Raw genomic sequence first — 16389 nt, forward strand, 5'->3', positions numbered from 1 at the left:
CTTGGCTCACCTCATTCTGTTGTAATCATGTTCCTCGGATAATAATTCCGAAATGGCACCCTGAATCTCGACCGTATCCGGTGTGCACAAAAAGATGTTATGGCCGATCTTGGAAATACCGCCGTTCAGGGCATAAACCGTCCCACTGAGAAAATCGATAATGCGGAGCGCCTGATCCGAACGGACCCGCTGCAGATTGACAACCACCGTGCGGTGCGCGCGCAGATGGTCGGCAATGGCCTGTGCTTCGTCATACGAATGCGGCTCATGCAAAATGACCTTTACATTTTTCTGGGAGTGAATGCTGACCACATTGTTCGTTCTTGTATTTCTACGTGTCTCAATGCTCGGGGTTTCAACTTCTTCTTCCTCCACCGGCAGCTGCTCCCGTTCTACGACTTCCTCCTGCTCTTGTAAACCCAAAAAAGACATAAACTTGTTCATCACGCTCATCATTCCCCTTCCTGTTTACCTACTAGAATCGAGCCCAAACGGATCCAGGTGGCTCCCTCTTCAATGGCCACTTCGAAATCGTTGGACATTCCCATGGAAAGATCGATTAATGGCTCTCGCGTAATTGCCTGCCGGTTTATGTCGTCTCTTAGCTCCCGCAGCCCGCGAAAAACGGGCCGGGTATCCTCCGCCTCCCCTTCAAAGGGGGCCATAGTCATCAAGCCGGCGACCTTGATATGAGGAAATTGATGAAGTTCTTTCAAAAAAGGGACGGCCTGCTCCGGCTCCAAACCGTATTTGGTATCTTCTCCAGAAATGTTAACCTGAACAAAGGTTTTAATTTCCAGATTCCGGGCTGACGCTACCTTCTCCAGCTCTTTGGCTAATGAAAGCCGGTCCAGCGAATGTATATATTCGAATTTGCCTGCCACGTCTTTGACTTTGTTGGTCTGCAGATGTCCAATAAAATGCCAGGTCCCGCGGGAACCAAGCGCATTCCATTTCTCCTCGGCGTTCTGCCAGCGATTTTCGCCGATATGCGTCAAACCGCTGTCCAGCACTCTTTCTGTCATGGATGTCGACACGTACTTGGTTACAGCGATCACATTGACGTCTTCCCTGGATCTTCCGCTGCGAAGGCAGGCTTCCTCGATGCGCGTGTTGACTTCTCTTATTCGTTCTTCCAATGTCAAGGAAGATTCACCCCTTCTCTAAGCCCGATCCAACTCGCCATACGCCCTGTCGTTCCGCCGTCTTTTCTGTAGGAAAAGAACAAATCGTTGCGACAGCTCGTACACCATGATGTACATTCGATATGAGTCGGCAATATTCCTGCTTTCATCATAATCTGTCGATTTAATTCTTTCAAGTTCAGCATGCTTTTGCCGTCAGGTTTGGCAATGTAAAAATCGGCAGGGGAGTACTGTTCATTACCCAGGAAATGACTTGCCAAATCGTGCACATGACTCATCACTTTGTCATCTACCTCATAACAGCAGGAGCCGATGGACGGACCGATTGCGGCGCGTATCTCCTCAGGACGGCTGCCATAAGCCTGCCCCATCTTCTCCACCATAGCCGCGGCGATCCGGGCCACAGTCCCTTTCCAGCCGGCATGGGCCAGTCCGACAGCCTGGTGAACGGGATCGTAAAAATATAGCGGTACGCAGTCTGCATAAAACGACGTCAGCAGCACCCCGGGCACGTTCGTCAGAAGCCCGTCTGTATCCTGAAATCCCGATTCTCTGTTCCGGCTGCCGCGTCCTCGGCCTTCGTTCGTCACCACCGCGATGTCCGCCCGGTGAACCTGTTCCCCGCACGTCCAGTCATCCAGCGTAAAGCCCAGCTCTTCCGCAACCTTCAAGCGGTTGGCGACCACCGTCTCCGGCTGGTCTCCCACATGAAAGGCGGTGTTAAGCGTATCGTAAGGCGCGCTTCCCGCGCCGCCATTCCGTCCGGTAAATCCGGCGCTGATGCCGTTCCATTCACGAACCCACGGCTCCAGCATAAATAACGAAGGGCGCGAATCACCCTCTTTTAACTTGAACGGTTCCAATTTCAATCACCTCAACCTCCAGTGTACCACATGGACACGGCTTGCATAAAACCAAAATGGTTGGTTTGACAAGGCAGACCTTTCCTTACACATCCCGGTAGCCGCGGCGGTCCGCCTGCTCCGTTCTCTCTCTGTAGGAGGCGGCGTCCTTCTCGTCCTGGAGCGTCCGCAGTTCCTCCATCTTGACGAGGACGACATCCGATCCGATTTTGACGATATTGCTCCAAGGAATGATCAGGTCGCTGCCGCCTCCGAACAGCCCCCTGAACTTGCTGTAGCTTGGGACAACGATCGCTTCGATCCGCCCCTGGCGAAGGTCGAGCTCCAGATCGCTGATCTGCCCCAGCCTTTTGCCGTCCACGATGTTGATGACATCCTTCGTTTGAAAATCGGATATTTTCATGTTTCTGTCCACCGCCCAACGTTCTGGATTCACATGTTCCTCTCCTTTAGCAGTCTATTCATCAGACTCGTTCAATATATATGATTAATATATGCCGGCGCCGGGCAAAATGCCCATGTTTTGAAGCGAAATCCTCCGCAATACTCAGCCTCTCCGCGTTGGTTTGAAGGGGCTTTGTGTACGGTTTCTCGAAACTTTTAGTTGACGACCCATGGCAGAAGCCGAGCAGCAGTCAGCATCTCATCCATAAAAAAAGACGGCCCGTAGCGCGGACCGCCTTGCTTCACTTCATCTATTCACGATTTCACGTGCTTTTGCATTTGCTGGATGGCCGATTTTTCAAGACGTGATACTTGGGCTTGGGAAATGCCGATTTCGTCCGCGACCTCCATCTGGGTTTTGCCTTCGAAGAAGCGCATGGACAAAATCATTTTTTCCCGCTGTCCCAGTCTCTGCATCGCTTCACGCAGCGCGATCTCCTCGATCCAGGAGACGTCCTTGTTTTTGTCGTCGCTGATCTGGTCCATCACGTAGATCGGATCGCCGCCGTCATGGTAGATCGGTTCGAACAGCGACACCGGGTCCTGGATGGCATCCAGTGCGAAGACGACGTCCTCTTTGGGGACGTTCAGCACTTCCGAAATTTCGAAAATCGTCGGTTCCCTTGAGTTTTGATTCGTTAAGGAATCACGAACCTGCAGCGCTTTGTACGCAATATCCCGCAGTGATCGGGATACCCGGATCGGGTTGTTGTCCCGCAAATACCTGCGAATTTCCCCGATGATCATCGGCACCGCATAGGTTGAGAATTTCACATTTTGAGACAAATCAAAATTATCAATGGCTTTCATTAGTCCGATACAGCCCACCTGAAACAAATCGTCGACAAACTCCCCCCGATTGTTGAATCGCTGGATGACGCTGAGCACCAGTCTCAGGTTGCCGTTCACCAGCTTTTCTCTGGCTGTACGTTCGTTGTTTTGCTGTAAGTCATGGAACAGCTCCCGCATTTCCACATTGGTCAGGACGGGCAGCTTCGAAGTATCCACACCGCAGATCTCGACTTTGTTTCGGGTCATGATGATATACCTCCCAAGGAGAAACTAATGTACATTATCTCCCTGGAGGGTCATTTTATTCCTGATAAAAATTTTGCCTAGACCATTTTGTTGAACTCCTTGCGGAGCCGCTTGATGATGCGTTTTTCAAGTCGGGAAATGTAGGATTGGGAAATGCCGAGCATATCCGCCACGTCCTTTTGCGTCTTCTCCTCCCCGTCCTGAAGGCCAAAACGCAGCTCCATAATGGTTCGCTCCCGGTCGGTCAGCTTGTCGAGCGCCTTGTGCAAAAGCTTACGGTCGACCTGCTCTTCAATGTTCCGGTAAATCGTATCATTTTCGGTTCCGAGCACATCGGAAAGCAGCAGCTCGTTTCCGTCCCAGTCGATATTGAGCGGCTCATCGAAGGATACCTCGCTCCGGATTTTGCTGTTCCGCCGCAGATACATCAAAATTTCGTTTTCGATACAGCGGGAGGCATACGTGGCCAGTTTGATTTTTTTCTCCGGGTCAAACGTGTTGACCGCCTTAATCAGACCGATCGCTCCGATGGACACCAGGTCCTCGATGTTGATTCCCGTATTCTCGAACTTGCGCGCGATGTATACGACGAGCCGCAGATTGCGCTCGATCAGCATCGCCCGGATGGCCGCATCCCCGGTGGACAGCCGCTGGAGCAAATATTCTTCCTCTTCGCGTGTCAGGGGAGGAGGGAGAGCCTCGCTGCCGCCTATGTAATAGATTTCTTCGCTTTTGAGTCCTAAGAGAAACAGGAATCTGTAGTACTGCAGCTGCGCCACCAATCTCCATTTCACACGCATAATTGATCCTCCTATAAGTTTTCCGTAGGAAAACTCTCATCGTAAGCATAAGCATTAGTTTTCCATAGGAAAACGATCTTCGTAAGCGTCTGTTTCGTCTTCCGCAGGCAAACGGTCTTCGACCTTCCACCTGCGATCACAGGTTACCCGCCGTTTCCAATGGCTCCGCTGCTGGACTCTGGGCATCATCCTCAACCAGCTTCGGATGGATAATGGCCTGATACGACCGGTCGCCCGACAGCTGCCCGCCGTCCAGGCCGATCAGTACCTTGCTGGAACGATGCACGCCGTCGTCGATCCGAACCTCAACGGCGTCCGGCTTGATGGCCAGCATGAACGAGGCGCTGCGGTTCACCCCCCGATAGGGAACGAGACGAAGTCGGTCCTGCCACGCAAAATCCATATGTTCCAGCTCCATCACCAGTTTGTCCGGCTCTCCATCGGCCAGCCTTTCGCACCATCCCGAAGGCAGGCGGTCCGCCCACAGAGAAGCTTCCATGACCATCACCGGCGTTCTCGTCAGCGGATCGCTCAGCTGATTGCCCGTATCCAGCAGCCCTCTGCAGGTCACCCGGTGACCGCCGATCTCGACGGCGACCTCGCCCATAAATACGGAACGGCTTTCCAGCTGCTTCCGGGTCGAGTGAACCATTTTGAACCACAGCAGCATGCCAAACACCCCGATGAAGGTAAACCAGAACCCGATCTTCAGCTCAAACGACATGCCGCCGGAAGCCGTGAACCAAATCCCGTTAAAAATTTCTCCCGAATTTTGCAGCAAATAATGTATCCCGATTATCCCCCCGGCTACCGCAAAATTGATAATATAAAAAGCCCCCATATTCCGGATATAGTTTTGAAGACTTCCAAAACCGAAGGTTATCCATAACATCAGCAGGGATAAACCCAGCTTGACCAAAAAGGTATACATAAACGAGAGCTGCGGCACAAACATCATGACGACATACAGGGCACCCACCACAGCCGCCACAATCAATCTCCACCACGGGGGCTTCAGCTTCCGCATCCAGGCTGTAAGCCAGAGCAGTGCACCGTCGATCAGCAGATTCGTGATGAATATCAAATCAATATACACAACCAGTGCTTATCACCTGCCTGACGCCTTTCATGTTTATGGAATGATTGGATCCATAACGCATACACGGTACCGCCGATATTCTCTTAAGCATTTTTGGGAGATGTGATTAGTATAAAAACAATACGGTTCAAAGTCTGTCTAAAATTGGAAGGGACTCCTGAACTTTTTTTGTCGAGTTCCGTTCTTTTATAGAGGAAGTTTCGGGGAAAAAGAAGCGTAAGCCGCAGTTGGCATGGGATTCGACACTCCCATATCTATCATCAAATTGTTATAAGTATTACCTCCGGCTTTAATGACATATGATGAACTCTGCAAAGAGGAACGCCTTCAAATATTCGCACGGATGACAAAACGACCGAGCGCGCTGACACAAAAGTTTTTTCGTACAATGCCGCTTCGTTTCAAACGGATTCCCGTTTTTACAAAAAAAACACCCGCATTTCCGAAGAAATGCGGGTGTTTGACGGATGGAATGCCATCCTTAGTCGTTATTGTTCTGACGGGAACGATTCCGCAGGAACGTTGGAATGTCCAATTGATCGCTGCTTGTCTGGTTCCCGAACGGACGCAGATTGTTCGTGTTGTTGCTGCGCGATTCCGCAGGTTCCGACGGCGCTGGTGCTCCCTGCTTGCGCACCTGAGGCTGCTGCACAGGACGGTTTTCAAATCCAGTCGCGATGACCGTTACTTTGATTTCATCCTTCATGCTCTCTTCAATAATTGCGCCGAAGATCATATTGACCTCCGGATCCGATGCCGAAGTAACGATTTCCGCCGCTTCATTGACTTCATACAGCGACAAATTCGCGCCTCCCGTAATGTTCATGATGACACCGAGTGCGCCTTCGATCGAAGTTTCGAGCAGCGGGCTCATAATCGCTTTACGTGCAGCTTCGGCTGCACGGTTTTCGCCTGTCGCTATGCCGATCCCCATCAAAGCCGAACCGCGTTCGGTCATGATCGTTTTGACGTCGGCGAAGTCAAGGTTGATCAGGCCGGGCACCTTGATCAAGTCCGAAATGCCCTGTACCGCTTGACGCAGCACGTTGTCCGCCTCGCGGAATGCCTCCATCATCGGTGTTTTTTTATCAACGATTTCTAATAGCCGATCATTCGGAATAACGATAAGTGTATCGACTTTTTCCTTCAAGGCTTCGATACCGAGCACAGCCTGGGTGGAACGCTTGCGTCCTTCAAATGTAAACGGCCGTGTGACCACACCGACCGTCAGTGCGCCGCATTCCTTGGCGATTTCCGCGATGACAGGAGCGGCACCCGTTCCGGTACCTCCGCCCATCCCCGCAGTAACGAAGACCATGTCTGCACCCTTCAGCGTGTTCATAATCAAATCGCGGGATTCTTCGGCTGCTTTCTTGCCGACCTCCGGATTTGCGCCTGCGCCCAATCCGCGGGTCAGTTTGTCCCCGATTTGCAGTTTGTGTTCCGATTTGGCCATATGCAATGCTTGGGCGTCTGTGTTCACCGTAATGAATTCTACGCCTTGCACGCCATTCTCGATCATCCGGTTTACAGCGTTGCTGCCGCCGCCGCCCACACCGATCACTTTAATTTGAGCCAAGCTCTCCATTTCAAAATCAAATTCCAACATATTTCCCCATCTCCCCCTCATTGTGCATGGATGGCCCGTCCACGTTATATGGAAAACCTGCTTAGATGAATTCGCTGAACATTTTCTTCAACCGTTCGATAATACCCGGATTCTGGGCTGACTCCGAGTTGGTAGCAGGATTCGCTTTCGGTCGGTTCACTGTTTTCTTCACATTGCTGGTATTGGCACTCGCCGTGTTGTTGGTGCTGCGCACGCGAATGTTGCGGATCACGTTGTGCAGTACCCCCACACCGCTCGTATAGCCGGGATCTCTGACCCCGATATAATCAGGCACGGCGATTCGGACCGAAGCCGCCAGCTCGCCCTGTGCCACCTGAAGCACACCAGGCATGGAAACAGTTCCGCCTGTAAGAATATAACCTCCAGGCAGCTCGCTGTAACCAAGCCGCTTCACTTCTTCGCGGATCAGGTGGAAAATTTCCTGTACCCGGGGCTCGACGATAGCCGCCAAGTCTTCCTGGGTAAACTCCTTCTCCACATTGCTTCCGATGCGGACCACCTTGAAGGTGACGTCCGGAGCGGCATCGGCCATTAACGCACAGCCGTATTTCAGTTTCACTTTCTCGGCCTGGTCGGTCAGCGTCCGCAATCCGTAAGCGATATCGTTGGTTACGAATTCCCCGCCGATCGGTAAAGAGGATGTCGCTGCGATCGTTCCCGCTTCAAACACTGCAATCGTCGTTGAGCCCGCACCGATGTCAACCAGAACGGATCCCATCGTCTTCTCATCCTTGGACAAAGCCAGCTGGCCCGCTCCCAAAGACATCAAGACCAAATCCTTGATCTTGAGTCCTGCCTTCTCCACACAGCGCAAAAGATTATGTATGGCTGTCTTAGCGCCGGTAATAATGATGGCCTCCACTTCCAAGCGGACACCGATCATGCCGCGCGGGTCATGAATTCCCTCCAGCCCGTCTACAACATATTGTTTGGCAACTACATCAATAATTTCCCGGTCCGGCGGTAGAGCGACAACTTCAGCGGCCTTAAGCACGCGTTCGATGTCTTCCTCGCCGATTTCCCGATCCTCATTCGATACCGCCACAACACCGTGGCTTGATTGAAGTCCGATAGTATTCCCCGAAATGCCGACATAGACCTCCGATATTTGAATACCGACCATACGCTCCGCGTGGTCAACGGCACTGCGGATGGATTGTACAGTCTGGTCAATATCTACGATTGCACCCTTACGAATTCCTTCCGAGTCGGCAGATCCAACTCCAATAATATTAAAGGTTCCATTATTAACTTCCCCAATAATAGCACGAACTTTGGATGTACCGATGTCCAAACTAACAATGATGTCATTGTTGCTCAACCGTGGCACCTCCTGTTTTTATAAAATAACTGCGTAAAAAGACACTCAACTTTACATATTCAACATACATGATTCTTTCCCTCTTTTTTCTACAAATTTTTCAATTGCCAATCTTTGTTACGAATCTCTTCAAAATCAGAAGAAAAAAGAGGGAGATTTCATACTTGTCCGTAATTTTAATTGTAGCATTTTTTACTATTCATGAGTAGTGGCATTTTGGTCGCCGTTTTCCTCGCCGGAAGGCTCGAAAGGAACGTAGGAATCAGCCTCCAGCATTGTGATGATACCCGGCTCTTCCGTCTCTATGACTTGGCTAAGATACTCGACCTTGTCTTTTAATAGCGAGATGGCCGTAATGACCTCAAATCGCGAGCGGGTGTACAGCTTGATCCGGTCCGGGAAGGACTCCGTCGGCGACGGGATGATCTCCGAGATGTCGGAGGTCAGTTCATTCGGAATTTGCCCCAGCACCTTGCAGAGCGCGGCTTTGTTCGGATCGGAGGCATTCCATTTCGTCAGGATCGGCTTCTCCACCGCGATTCCGGTGTTGTTCACCGACACCGTCACACCGCTGGAAAGGATCGCCTGCAGATCTCCCTCCGCGGCAAGCTCGTACGCAACGGTAGGATACTCCTCGATCGTAACGTTAATGACGCCCGGAAACTGCTTGTCCACCGTCGCCTTTTGGATCGATTTCACCTTGAGCAGGCTGCTCTCCACTTTGGATGGAGATACGCCGAAGAACTGGCTGCCAACCTGCAGGCCGCTGGCCTTCAGCAGCTCGTCCCTAGTCGTAAATGTATTGCCTTTGAAATGAACCTCCGTGACCTGGCTCATCGTCGAACGAAAGAACAGAACGGATAGGATGACGATAAATAGCAGCAGCAGGATCCAAATAATACGTTTGCTGGCTTTTCTTTTAGGCTTGTCTTCTTTTAAAACAGGAATTTGGGCGTTAGGCATAGGATACTCTCCATAAAATGCCTCTTATCCCCTTCAACCGGCGAAGGGGATAAGCGTGGCGTTAATTAGCTAAATCAAGCGGTTTGGGTACCGGCGTAAACCGATGTATATCCGCTCCGAGTTTTTGGAACAGCATTTCGATATGATCATAACCGCGGTCGATATGATGAACCTGCTCCACAACCGTTTTGCCCTGTGCAGCCAGACCGGCAATGACCAGCGCCGCGCCGGCCCGCAAGTCCGTGGCTTCAACCGTGGCCCCGTATAGTCGCTGCACCCCGCGGATAAAAGCGCTGTTCAGGTCGATTGTAATATCCGCGCCCATACGGGTCAGCTCGTCGACATGCTTGAACCGGCCTTCAAATACCGTCTCCTTCATGACGCTGAAACCGTCGGCTAACGACAGCAGCACCATGACCTGGGACTGCAAGTCGGTGGGAAACGACGGATACGGTGATGTTACGATCCGTTCCACCGCTTTGGGGCGGCTCATGCAGCTTACGCTCATTATATCATTGAGAATACTGATTTGAACACCAGCGCGCTTCAGCACGTGGATAAGCGAAGACAAGTGCGCGGGATTGCAGTGCGTCAAAGTGACGTTCCCCCGCGTCGCCGCCGCGGCAATCATGACGGTTCCGGCTACGATCCGGTCAGGAATAATTTCATAAGTGCACGGGGTCAGCTCCTGAACCCCTTGGATCGTGATCGTATCGGTACCCGCGCCGATAATGCTGGCTCCCATCCTGTTCAAGAAGTTGGCCAAGTCCTGGATTTCCGGTTCGCGCGCGGCGTTCGAAATCGTCGTCGTTCCGCTGGCGGTGGCCGCCGCCATCATAATGTTTTCGGTAGCCCCTACGCTTGGAAAATCCAAATGGATGTCGGCACCGGTTAATTTGCGCGCCCTGCAAATAATTTGCTGATCTCTCTCCTCGATTTCCGCACCAAGCTCCTGAAGCCCCCGCAGATGAAGGTCGATTTTCCGTTCGCCAATCGCACATCCGCCCGGCTGATAAACGGCAACCTCGCCGAACCTGGCCAGAAGGGGACCCATCAGAAATATGGAGGAACGCATTTGCCCCATTAAGTCTTCCGGCACATGAAACGAATTGGCGGACGATGTATCCACGGTGACCGTCTCCTGCTCATGCAGCGTCTTGCAGCCGATCCTTTCGAGAATGCCCAGCATCACATCAATGTCCAGCAGCCGGGGGACATTATTCAGCCGAACTTCGCCTGCGGCCAGCAAGCTTGCTGCCAAAATCGGCAATGCGGCATTTTTTGCTCCATGGATACGTATGGTTCCTGATAGGGCTTTGCCACCCTCAATCACCAATTTGTCCAATGTATCACCTCCGAGTTTACCGCTCACCAACCGCATACACTTCCGGCATCAGTTCAATGCCGTATTCAGTTTGAATCGTCTCCTGAATGTGATGCATTAATGTGAGCACGTCCTCTGCTGTCGCTTGACCGGTGTTTACAATGAAATTGGCGTGCTGCAGGGACACTTCTGCCCCTCCGATCCGTTTACCCTTCAAACCGGCATGCTCCACCAGCCTGGCGGCATGATCGCCTGGAGGATTGCGGAACACGCTCCCCGCGCAGGCCATCTGCAGCGGTTGGGTGCAGCGCCGGTATTCTTTGAAGCGGGCCATCGCTTCCGCAATATGCATGCGGTCTCCAGGCCGCAGCTCAAACACGGCTCTTGCCACGATCCCTTTGCGCTCATGAAGGATGGAGTGACGATAGGCAAAGGCCATCTCTTCTGCAGTGTAAGTCACCAATTCTCCTGTATCCAGTACAATCTCAGCGGACTTGAATATGCGTGACACATCAGACCCGTGGGCTCCGGCGTTCATATACACGGCACCGCCTGCGCTTCCGGGTATCCCTCCCGCAAACTCGAGGCCTGTTAAACCTTCTTTTCCGGCCAGGACACTAAGCTTTACGAGGGAGAAGCCACCTCCGGCGATAACCCGGTTTCCCTGAAAATGGGCATGATCGAGCTCCCCGCCCAGTTTAATCACGACGCCGCGAAAGCCTTTGTCGGCAACGAGCAGGTTGGAGCCGCGGCCGATCTGCAGCCAGGGGATTTGATTCGCATGCAGCAGGGAAATCAGGCTTACCAGCTGCTCCACGCTGCCTGGGATGACAAGCGCGTCGGCAGGACCGCCGATTTTCCAGGTGGTATAGCTCTCCAGAGGTTCATTCCAGCGAATCGTTCCGACATGGGCTTCGGACAGTAGGGACTTCCACTGCTGCATCGCAAAGCATCCTCCTTTATCGTTAAGCGGGAAAGAAGCGGTATGGACCGGTATACTGCGGCCGATCGTAGAACCGTGCCGGTATTCCATGGGTGATTGTCACGATTATAGAGTATCTTATGTAGTACATACCGCGTGTGTGACAATCGCCCACGGCTTTCAGCGGCCCCGCGACAGGCGGCGCATTTCTTCCACGATCACCTTGGCCGAATCCGGTTTGCCCAAGCTCCGGGAGCTTGCGGACATTTCCTGCTGCAGATTGTAATTCATCATGATATCTTCAATGGACTCATAGAGCCGCTTGCCCGTCAGTTCTTTCTCCAGGATGACTTTGGCCGCGCCGGCCTTCTCCAGCTGTCTTGCGTTGGCCACCTGATGGTTGTTGGTCACATTCGGGGAAGGAATGAGAACGGATGGAATCCCGAGCGATGTGATCTCCGCCAGGAACGAAGCCCCCGCACGGTTGACGATCAGGGATGTCGCCGCAAGCACTTCCGGCATGTTATGAATATACGGCAAAACGTGAAGATGATTAGGAAGGCTTCCAAGCCGGCTCCTGATATCCTCACGCGTTTGGTCAAAATAAGTTTCTCCGGTCACATAAACGAAATGGATATGCTTCAGCTTCTCAAGCCGCGGCGCCATTTCGATCATGGCGTCGTTAATCGCCTTGGCTCCTCTGCTGCCGCCCACAATCAGAACGACGGAGCTGTTCATCGGAATGCCCAGTGTGGCAAAACCTCTTTCCCGGTTCGCCGTCTGAACCGTCGTCGCCCGCGGATTCCCGGTGTAAATCACCCGTTTGGCTTTGGGAAAGGCGCCTTCGGATCCTTCAAAGCTTACGGCGACCGTGCTGACGTACCGGCTCAGAAACTGATTCGTCAGCCCCGGGATGGCGTTCTGTTCATGAATGATACTCGGAATGCCGAGCTTTGCAGCCGCGTACACCACGGGACCGCAGACATAGCCGCCGGTGCCGATAACAACGTCCGGCTTAAATTCCTTCAGCAGCTTCTTTGATGTTTGGACTCCCTTTAGAAAACGCATAACCGTTTTCACATTGTCCATCGATAGCTTACGGCGAAACCCCGTAATGTCGATGGCTTCGAAAGGGAGATTTTCTTGGGGGACGAGCTTGCTCTCAAGCCCCCGGGTACCGCCAATATATAAAAATTCGGAATCAGGATCTTCCGCCTCACATTGTCTCGCGACAGCGACGGCCGGGTAAATATGTCCTCCCGTGCCGCCGCCGGATAATACGACGCGCAATGTATTCACCTCGCATAACGTGATAGATTAAGTAAAATGCCGAGCGCGGTCAGCATCAGAGTTAACGATGAGCCTCCGTAACTGATCAGCGGGAGCGTAATTCCGGTGACCGGCATCATGCCGATGACCACGCCGATGTTAATGACGACCTGGACGGCAACCATGCCGATAATGCCGACGGCCAGCAGGCTTCCGAACCGGTCGGGGATCGTCATGGCCACACGCATCCCCCGCCATACAAGCACGAGGAACAGCAGCAGCACGATCAGACCGCCGATAAATCCGAGCTCCTCCGCCAGGATGGAGAAAATAAAGTCGGTCTGGGGCTCGGGCACGTAGCTGTATTTCTGCCGGCTCATCCCGAGTCCGAGCCCCCCGAGTCCGCCGGGGCCGATCGCATACAGCGACTGGATGATCTGGTAACCGGCGCCGAGCGGATCCGACCATGGGTCAAGAAAAGCTGTAATACGCTTCAGCCGGTAGGGCGCGGCAATGATCAGCCCCGCAAAGCCGGCTACCCCGCCGAGTCCGAGAAAGCCCAGATGGCTCAGCTTGGCCCCTGCCGTAAAAACGATCATCATTGACGCGCCCAGCATCACCGTACCGGTTCCCAAATCCGGCTGCATCATGATCAGCCCGAAGGCCAGTCCAATCAGACCAAGAGGCGGGAGCAGGCCTTTGCCAAACGCCGTAATGTTGAAGTTCTCACTGCTCAGCCACTTGGACAGGAACAGAATCATCCCGAGCTTCATAAATTCGGAGGGCTGAATGCCGAAGGAGCTGATCCCGAGCCAGCTCCGTGCACCCCCGCGCACAACGCCGATGCCCGGAATCAGGACGATGACGAGCAGCCCGAAGCAGATGATCAGTCCCGCCTTGGCGTATTTTTTCCATACATGGTAGTCCAAATTTGCGGTAAAAAACATCGCGACCAGTCCGAGTCCGGCAAACAGCATCTGTCGCTTGACGAAATAGAATGAGTCGCCGTAATCGTGAAAGCCCAGTACGGAGCCTGCACTGTATACCATGATCATGCCGATCGTCAGCAGGCCCAAAATACAAAGAAGGAGCCACAGATCCGGCGCCGGTCGTGTCTTGTTCATGAGGAGGCCACCTTTTGCCAGGAAGTAGGGGCTTATCCACCCCCCTACTTAAAGATTATGCACCGCCTCTTTAAAAATGCGTCCGCGCTCCTCATATGAGGTAAACATGTCCCAGCTCGCACAGGCCGGCGAGAGCAAAACGACATCCCCGGCTTCGGCGAGAGCTGCGGCCTCTTGTACCGCGGAACGCAGCACAGCGGCGGCGTCCTCACCAGTATCGGCCTTGCGGATATGCTTTAATCCGGCCATTTCGGCAACTTTCGCGATTTTATCCGCCGTTTCGCCGAGCACCACAACCGCCTTGACGTGCTCGCTCAGCATCGGCATCAGCTCCATGTAATCCGAGCCGCGGTCCAGACCGCCGGCAATCAGCACGACCGGCTGATGGAACGAGGCGAGCGCCATGCCTGTCGCTTTGGCGTTCGTTGCTTTGGAATTGTTGTAATAGGCAGCACCGCCGACGTCTCTGACATACTCCAAGCGGTGCTCCACCCCGTGGAACGAAGCCAGAGGGTCGGCCAACCGGTCTAGTGCGGCGCCGGCTGCGATCGCGATCGCGCAGGCCGCTGCGGCATTTGCGACGTTAAACCGCCCGGGAATACCGATTTCCTTCACGGGGATGATTACCTGGGACCGCCCGTCCGAATCGCGGTATACGATGCTGCGCTCTAGGTCGTCTTCCGTGTCCGGAATATAAGGCGGGCTCACATACACGCCGACTTGCAGTTCTTCCGTCACCGAGAACGGAAGCAGCTTGGCCTTTATATAAGGCACCAGGCTGCGGCAGTAAGAATCATCCCAATTGAGGACCGCGGTATCATCCTCTTTCTGGTTGGCGAACATTTTCGCTTTGGAAGAAGCATAGTCTTCCATGCTGCCATGATAATCAAGATGGGTTTCCGTCAGGTTCAGCAGGCAGCCGATACGCGGACGGAAATCCGTCGTTCCTTTCAGCTGGAAGCTGCTGAGCTCAGTCACCATCCAGTTGCCCGCATCGGCATGCTGCGCCGCTTCACACAGCGGCGTGCCGATGTTGCCGGCGACGATCGGACGCATACCGGCCGCTTCCAGCATGTTGCCCACCCACGTCGTGGTGGTCGTTTTGCCATTGGAGCCGGTAATCCCGATAATCGGCGCCTCGCAGATATGATAGGCGACCTCTACCTCGGTCACCACTTCGATCCCGAGCTTCAGCGCCTCCTGAACCGGCGGAGCTGTGTACGGAATCCCCGGATTTTTGACGAGCAGAGAAATACCGGGATGAACCAGCCCCTTGGGATGACCACCGCAAATGACGGTGATTCCCAAGGGCTCCAGTTCCCCGGCTTCGGGACATTGATCCTTTTCCTTTCGATCATTCACAGTAACAATCGCTCCGGCCTGGTGCAGTACTTTGGCGACCTGCACGCCGCTTCGGGCAAGCCCGAGCACTACGATCTCTTTACCCCTGTACGAATCTGGATGCTTCATCTTCTACAACCCCTTGTTCAAGTAAAGTCCAAGTCCCGCGAGCACGATGCCTACCGCCCAGAAGGTCATGACGACCCGCCATTCGGACCATCCGGTCAGCTCGAAATGATGGTGAATCGGACTCATTTTAAAGATGCGTTTACCCCGGGTCTTGAATGATGCGACCTGAAGAACGACGGACAGCATTTCGATGACGAACACGCCGCCGATCACGATAAACAGCAGCTCGGTTTTGGTGACGATGGCGATGCCGCCGATGGCTCCGCCAATGCCGAGCGAACCTGTATCCCCCATGAATACTTTGGCCGGGTGGGCGTTAAATACAAGAAACCCGAGTACCGCCCCGATCATGGCAGCGGCACAAACAGCGGCCGACAGCGAGGTCGCCTGCATGGCGACGATGGCGAATGCGGCAAAAGCGATGGCGCTCACACCGGACAGCAGTCCGTCGACCCCGTCCGTGAAATTGACCGCGTTGGTCACGGCCATCATCATAATGACGATGAACGGATAATAGAACCATCCGCTCCAGTCAAACGACCACGACGTTCCCGGCACGCTGATCGCCGTGCTGTGGCCGTTCTTGATGAGCAGGTAACACATGATCGCCGCGAAGAACAGCTGCAGGATAAGCTTCTGTTTCGCCGTCAGTCCGAGCGAACGCTTGAACACGATTTTAATATAATCATCAAGAAATCCGATCAGGCCGAAGCCAAGCGTTGCTACGAGCAGCACGTAAAAATCCGTGTTAATGACGGAAAATTTCAGAAAAGCAAGCGTAAAAGCCAAAATAATGACGATTCCGCCCATTGTCGGCGTTCCCGCCTTTTTCAAATGGGTCTGCGGCCCGTCGTCACGGACCTGCTGGCCGAACTTCATACGCCTGAGCAGCGGAATAAGCAGCGGAGCGGCAATCACCGCGAGAATAAAAGATACACCGATCGTTAACAGCAATAGTTGATAGTCCATGGATTCAC

Annotated in this window: 16 protein-coding genes; all 16 read right to left on the bottom strand. The window is 53.3% G+C overall.

Annotated features, from left to right (window positions below):
* Positions 1-6: 6 nt before the first annotated feature.
* A complete protein-coding gene (locus GCU45_RS06540) occupies positions 7-453 on the bottom strand; it encodes a cell division protein SepF (protein WP_076169863.1) in 447 nt (148 codons plus the stop codon).
* Positions 453-1145: a YggS family pyridoxal phosphate-dependent enzyme gene (locus GCU45_RS06545; RefSeq protein ID WP_152398413.1), complete on the bottom strand. Its 693-nt coding sequence runs from the start codon at positions 1143-1145 to the stop codon at positions 453-455. Before GCU45_RS06545 ends, GCU45_RS06540 begins: the two co-directional genes overlap by 1 nt.
* The gene (gene pgeF, locus GCU45_RS06550) at positions 1142-2008 is read right to left on the bottom strand and encodes a peptidoglycan editing factor PgeF (protein ID WP_152402854.1); all 867 of its coding nucleotides are present in this window, start codon (positions 2006-2008) and stop codon (positions 1142-1144) included. Before pgeF ends, GCU45_RS06545 begins: the two co-directional genes overlap by 4 nt.
* Positions 2009-2093: 85 nt before the next feature.
* Positions 2094-2411, bottom strand: a complete 318-nt coding sequence (locus GCU45_RS06555) for a YlmC/YmxH family sporulation protein (RefSeq protein WP_116231581.1) — start codon at positions 2409-2411, stop codon at positions 2094-2096.
* A gap of 296 nt (positions 2412-2707) precedes the next feature.
* A complete protein-coding gene (sigG, locus tag GCU45_RS06560; protein WP_076169861.1) occupies positions 2708-3490 on the bottom strand; it encodes an RNA polymerase sporulation sigma factor SigG in 783 nt (260 codons plus the stop codon).
* Positions 3491-3567: 77 nt separating this feature from the next.
* Entirely contained in the window at positions 3568-4290 is a 723-nt protein-coding gene (gene sigE, locus GCU45_RS06565; RefSeq protein WP_076169860.1) for an RNA polymerase sporulation sigma factor SigE, read from the bottom strand.
* Positions 4291-4426: 136 nt separating this feature from the next.
* Entirely contained in the window at positions 4427-5392 is a 966-nt protein-coding gene (spoIIGA, locus tag GCU45_RS06570; RefSeq protein ID WP_152398414.1) for a sigma-E processing peptidase SpoIIGA, read from the bottom strand.
* 478 nt (positions 5393-5870) lie between these two features.
* Entirely contained in the window at positions 5871-6998 is a 1128-nt protein-coding gene (gene ftsZ / locus GCU45_RS06575; RefSeq protein WP_105444534.1) for a cell division protein FtsZ, read from the bottom strand.
* Positions 6999-7059: 61 nt separating this feature from the next.
* A complete protein-coding gene (gene ftsA, locus GCU45_RS06580) occupies positions 7060-8340 on the bottom strand; it encodes a cell division protein FtsA (protein WP_076169857.1) in 1281 nt (426 codons plus the stop codon).
* Between the two features lie 195 nt (positions 8341-8535).
* Positions 8536-9303: a cell division protein FtsQ/DivIB gene (locus GCU45_RS06585; protein ID WP_152398415.1), complete on the bottom strand. Its 768-nt coding sequence runs from the start codon at positions 9301-9303 to the stop codon at positions 8536-8538.
* A gap of 61 nt (positions 9304-9364) precedes the next feature.
* Positions 9365-10648, bottom strand: coding sequence for a UDP-N-acetylglucosamine 1-carboxyvinyltransferase (gene murA / locus GCU45_RS06590; protein WP_152398416.1), 1284 nt, complete (start codon positions 10646-10648; stop codon positions 9365-9367).
* A gap of 16 nt (positions 10649-10664) precedes the next feature.
* Positions 10665-11570, bottom strand: coding sequence for a UDP-N-acetylmuramate dehydrogenase (gene murB, locus GCU45_RS06595; protein WP_152398417.1), 906 nt, complete (start codon positions 11568-11570; stop codon positions 10665-10667).
* Positions 11571-11729: 159 nt separating this feature from the next.
* Positions 11730-12839, bottom strand: a complete 1110-nt coding sequence (murG, locus tag GCU45_RS06600) for an undecaprenyldiphospho-muramoylpentapeptide beta-N-acetylglucosaminyltransferase (RefSeq protein ID WP_105444531.1) — start codon at positions 12837-12839, stop codon at positions 11730-11732.
* 5 nt (positions 12840-12844) lie between these two features.
* Complete coding sequence (spoVE, locus tag GCU45_RS06605) at positions 12845-13942, bottom strand: stage V sporulation protein E (protein ID WP_089548187.1); 1098 nt, start codon at positions 13940-13942, stop codon at positions 12845-12847.
* A gap of 48 nt (positions 13943-13990) precedes the next feature.
* The gene (murD, locus tag GCU45_RS06610) at positions 13991-15412 is read right to left on the bottom strand and encodes a UDP-N-acetylmuramoyl-L-alanine--D-glutamate ligase (protein WP_152398418.1); all 1422 of its coding nucleotides are present in this window, start codon (positions 15410-15412) and stop codon (positions 13991-13993) included.
* A gap of 3 nt (positions 15413-15415) precedes the next feature.
* Positions 15416-16381, bottom strand: coding sequence for a phospho-N-acetylmuramoyl-pentapeptide-transferase (gene mraY, locus GCU45_RS06615; RefSeq protein ID WP_152398419.1), 966 nt, complete (start codon positions 16379-16381; stop codon positions 15416-15418).
* Positions 16382-16389: the final 8 nt, after the last annotated feature.

Origin of the sequence: Paenibacillus cellulositrophicus, assembly GCF_009363095.1 — a bacterium.
Lineage (GTDB): Bacteria > Bacillota > Bacilli > Paenibacillales > Paenibacillaceae > Paenibacillus_AQ > Paenibacillus_AQ favisporus.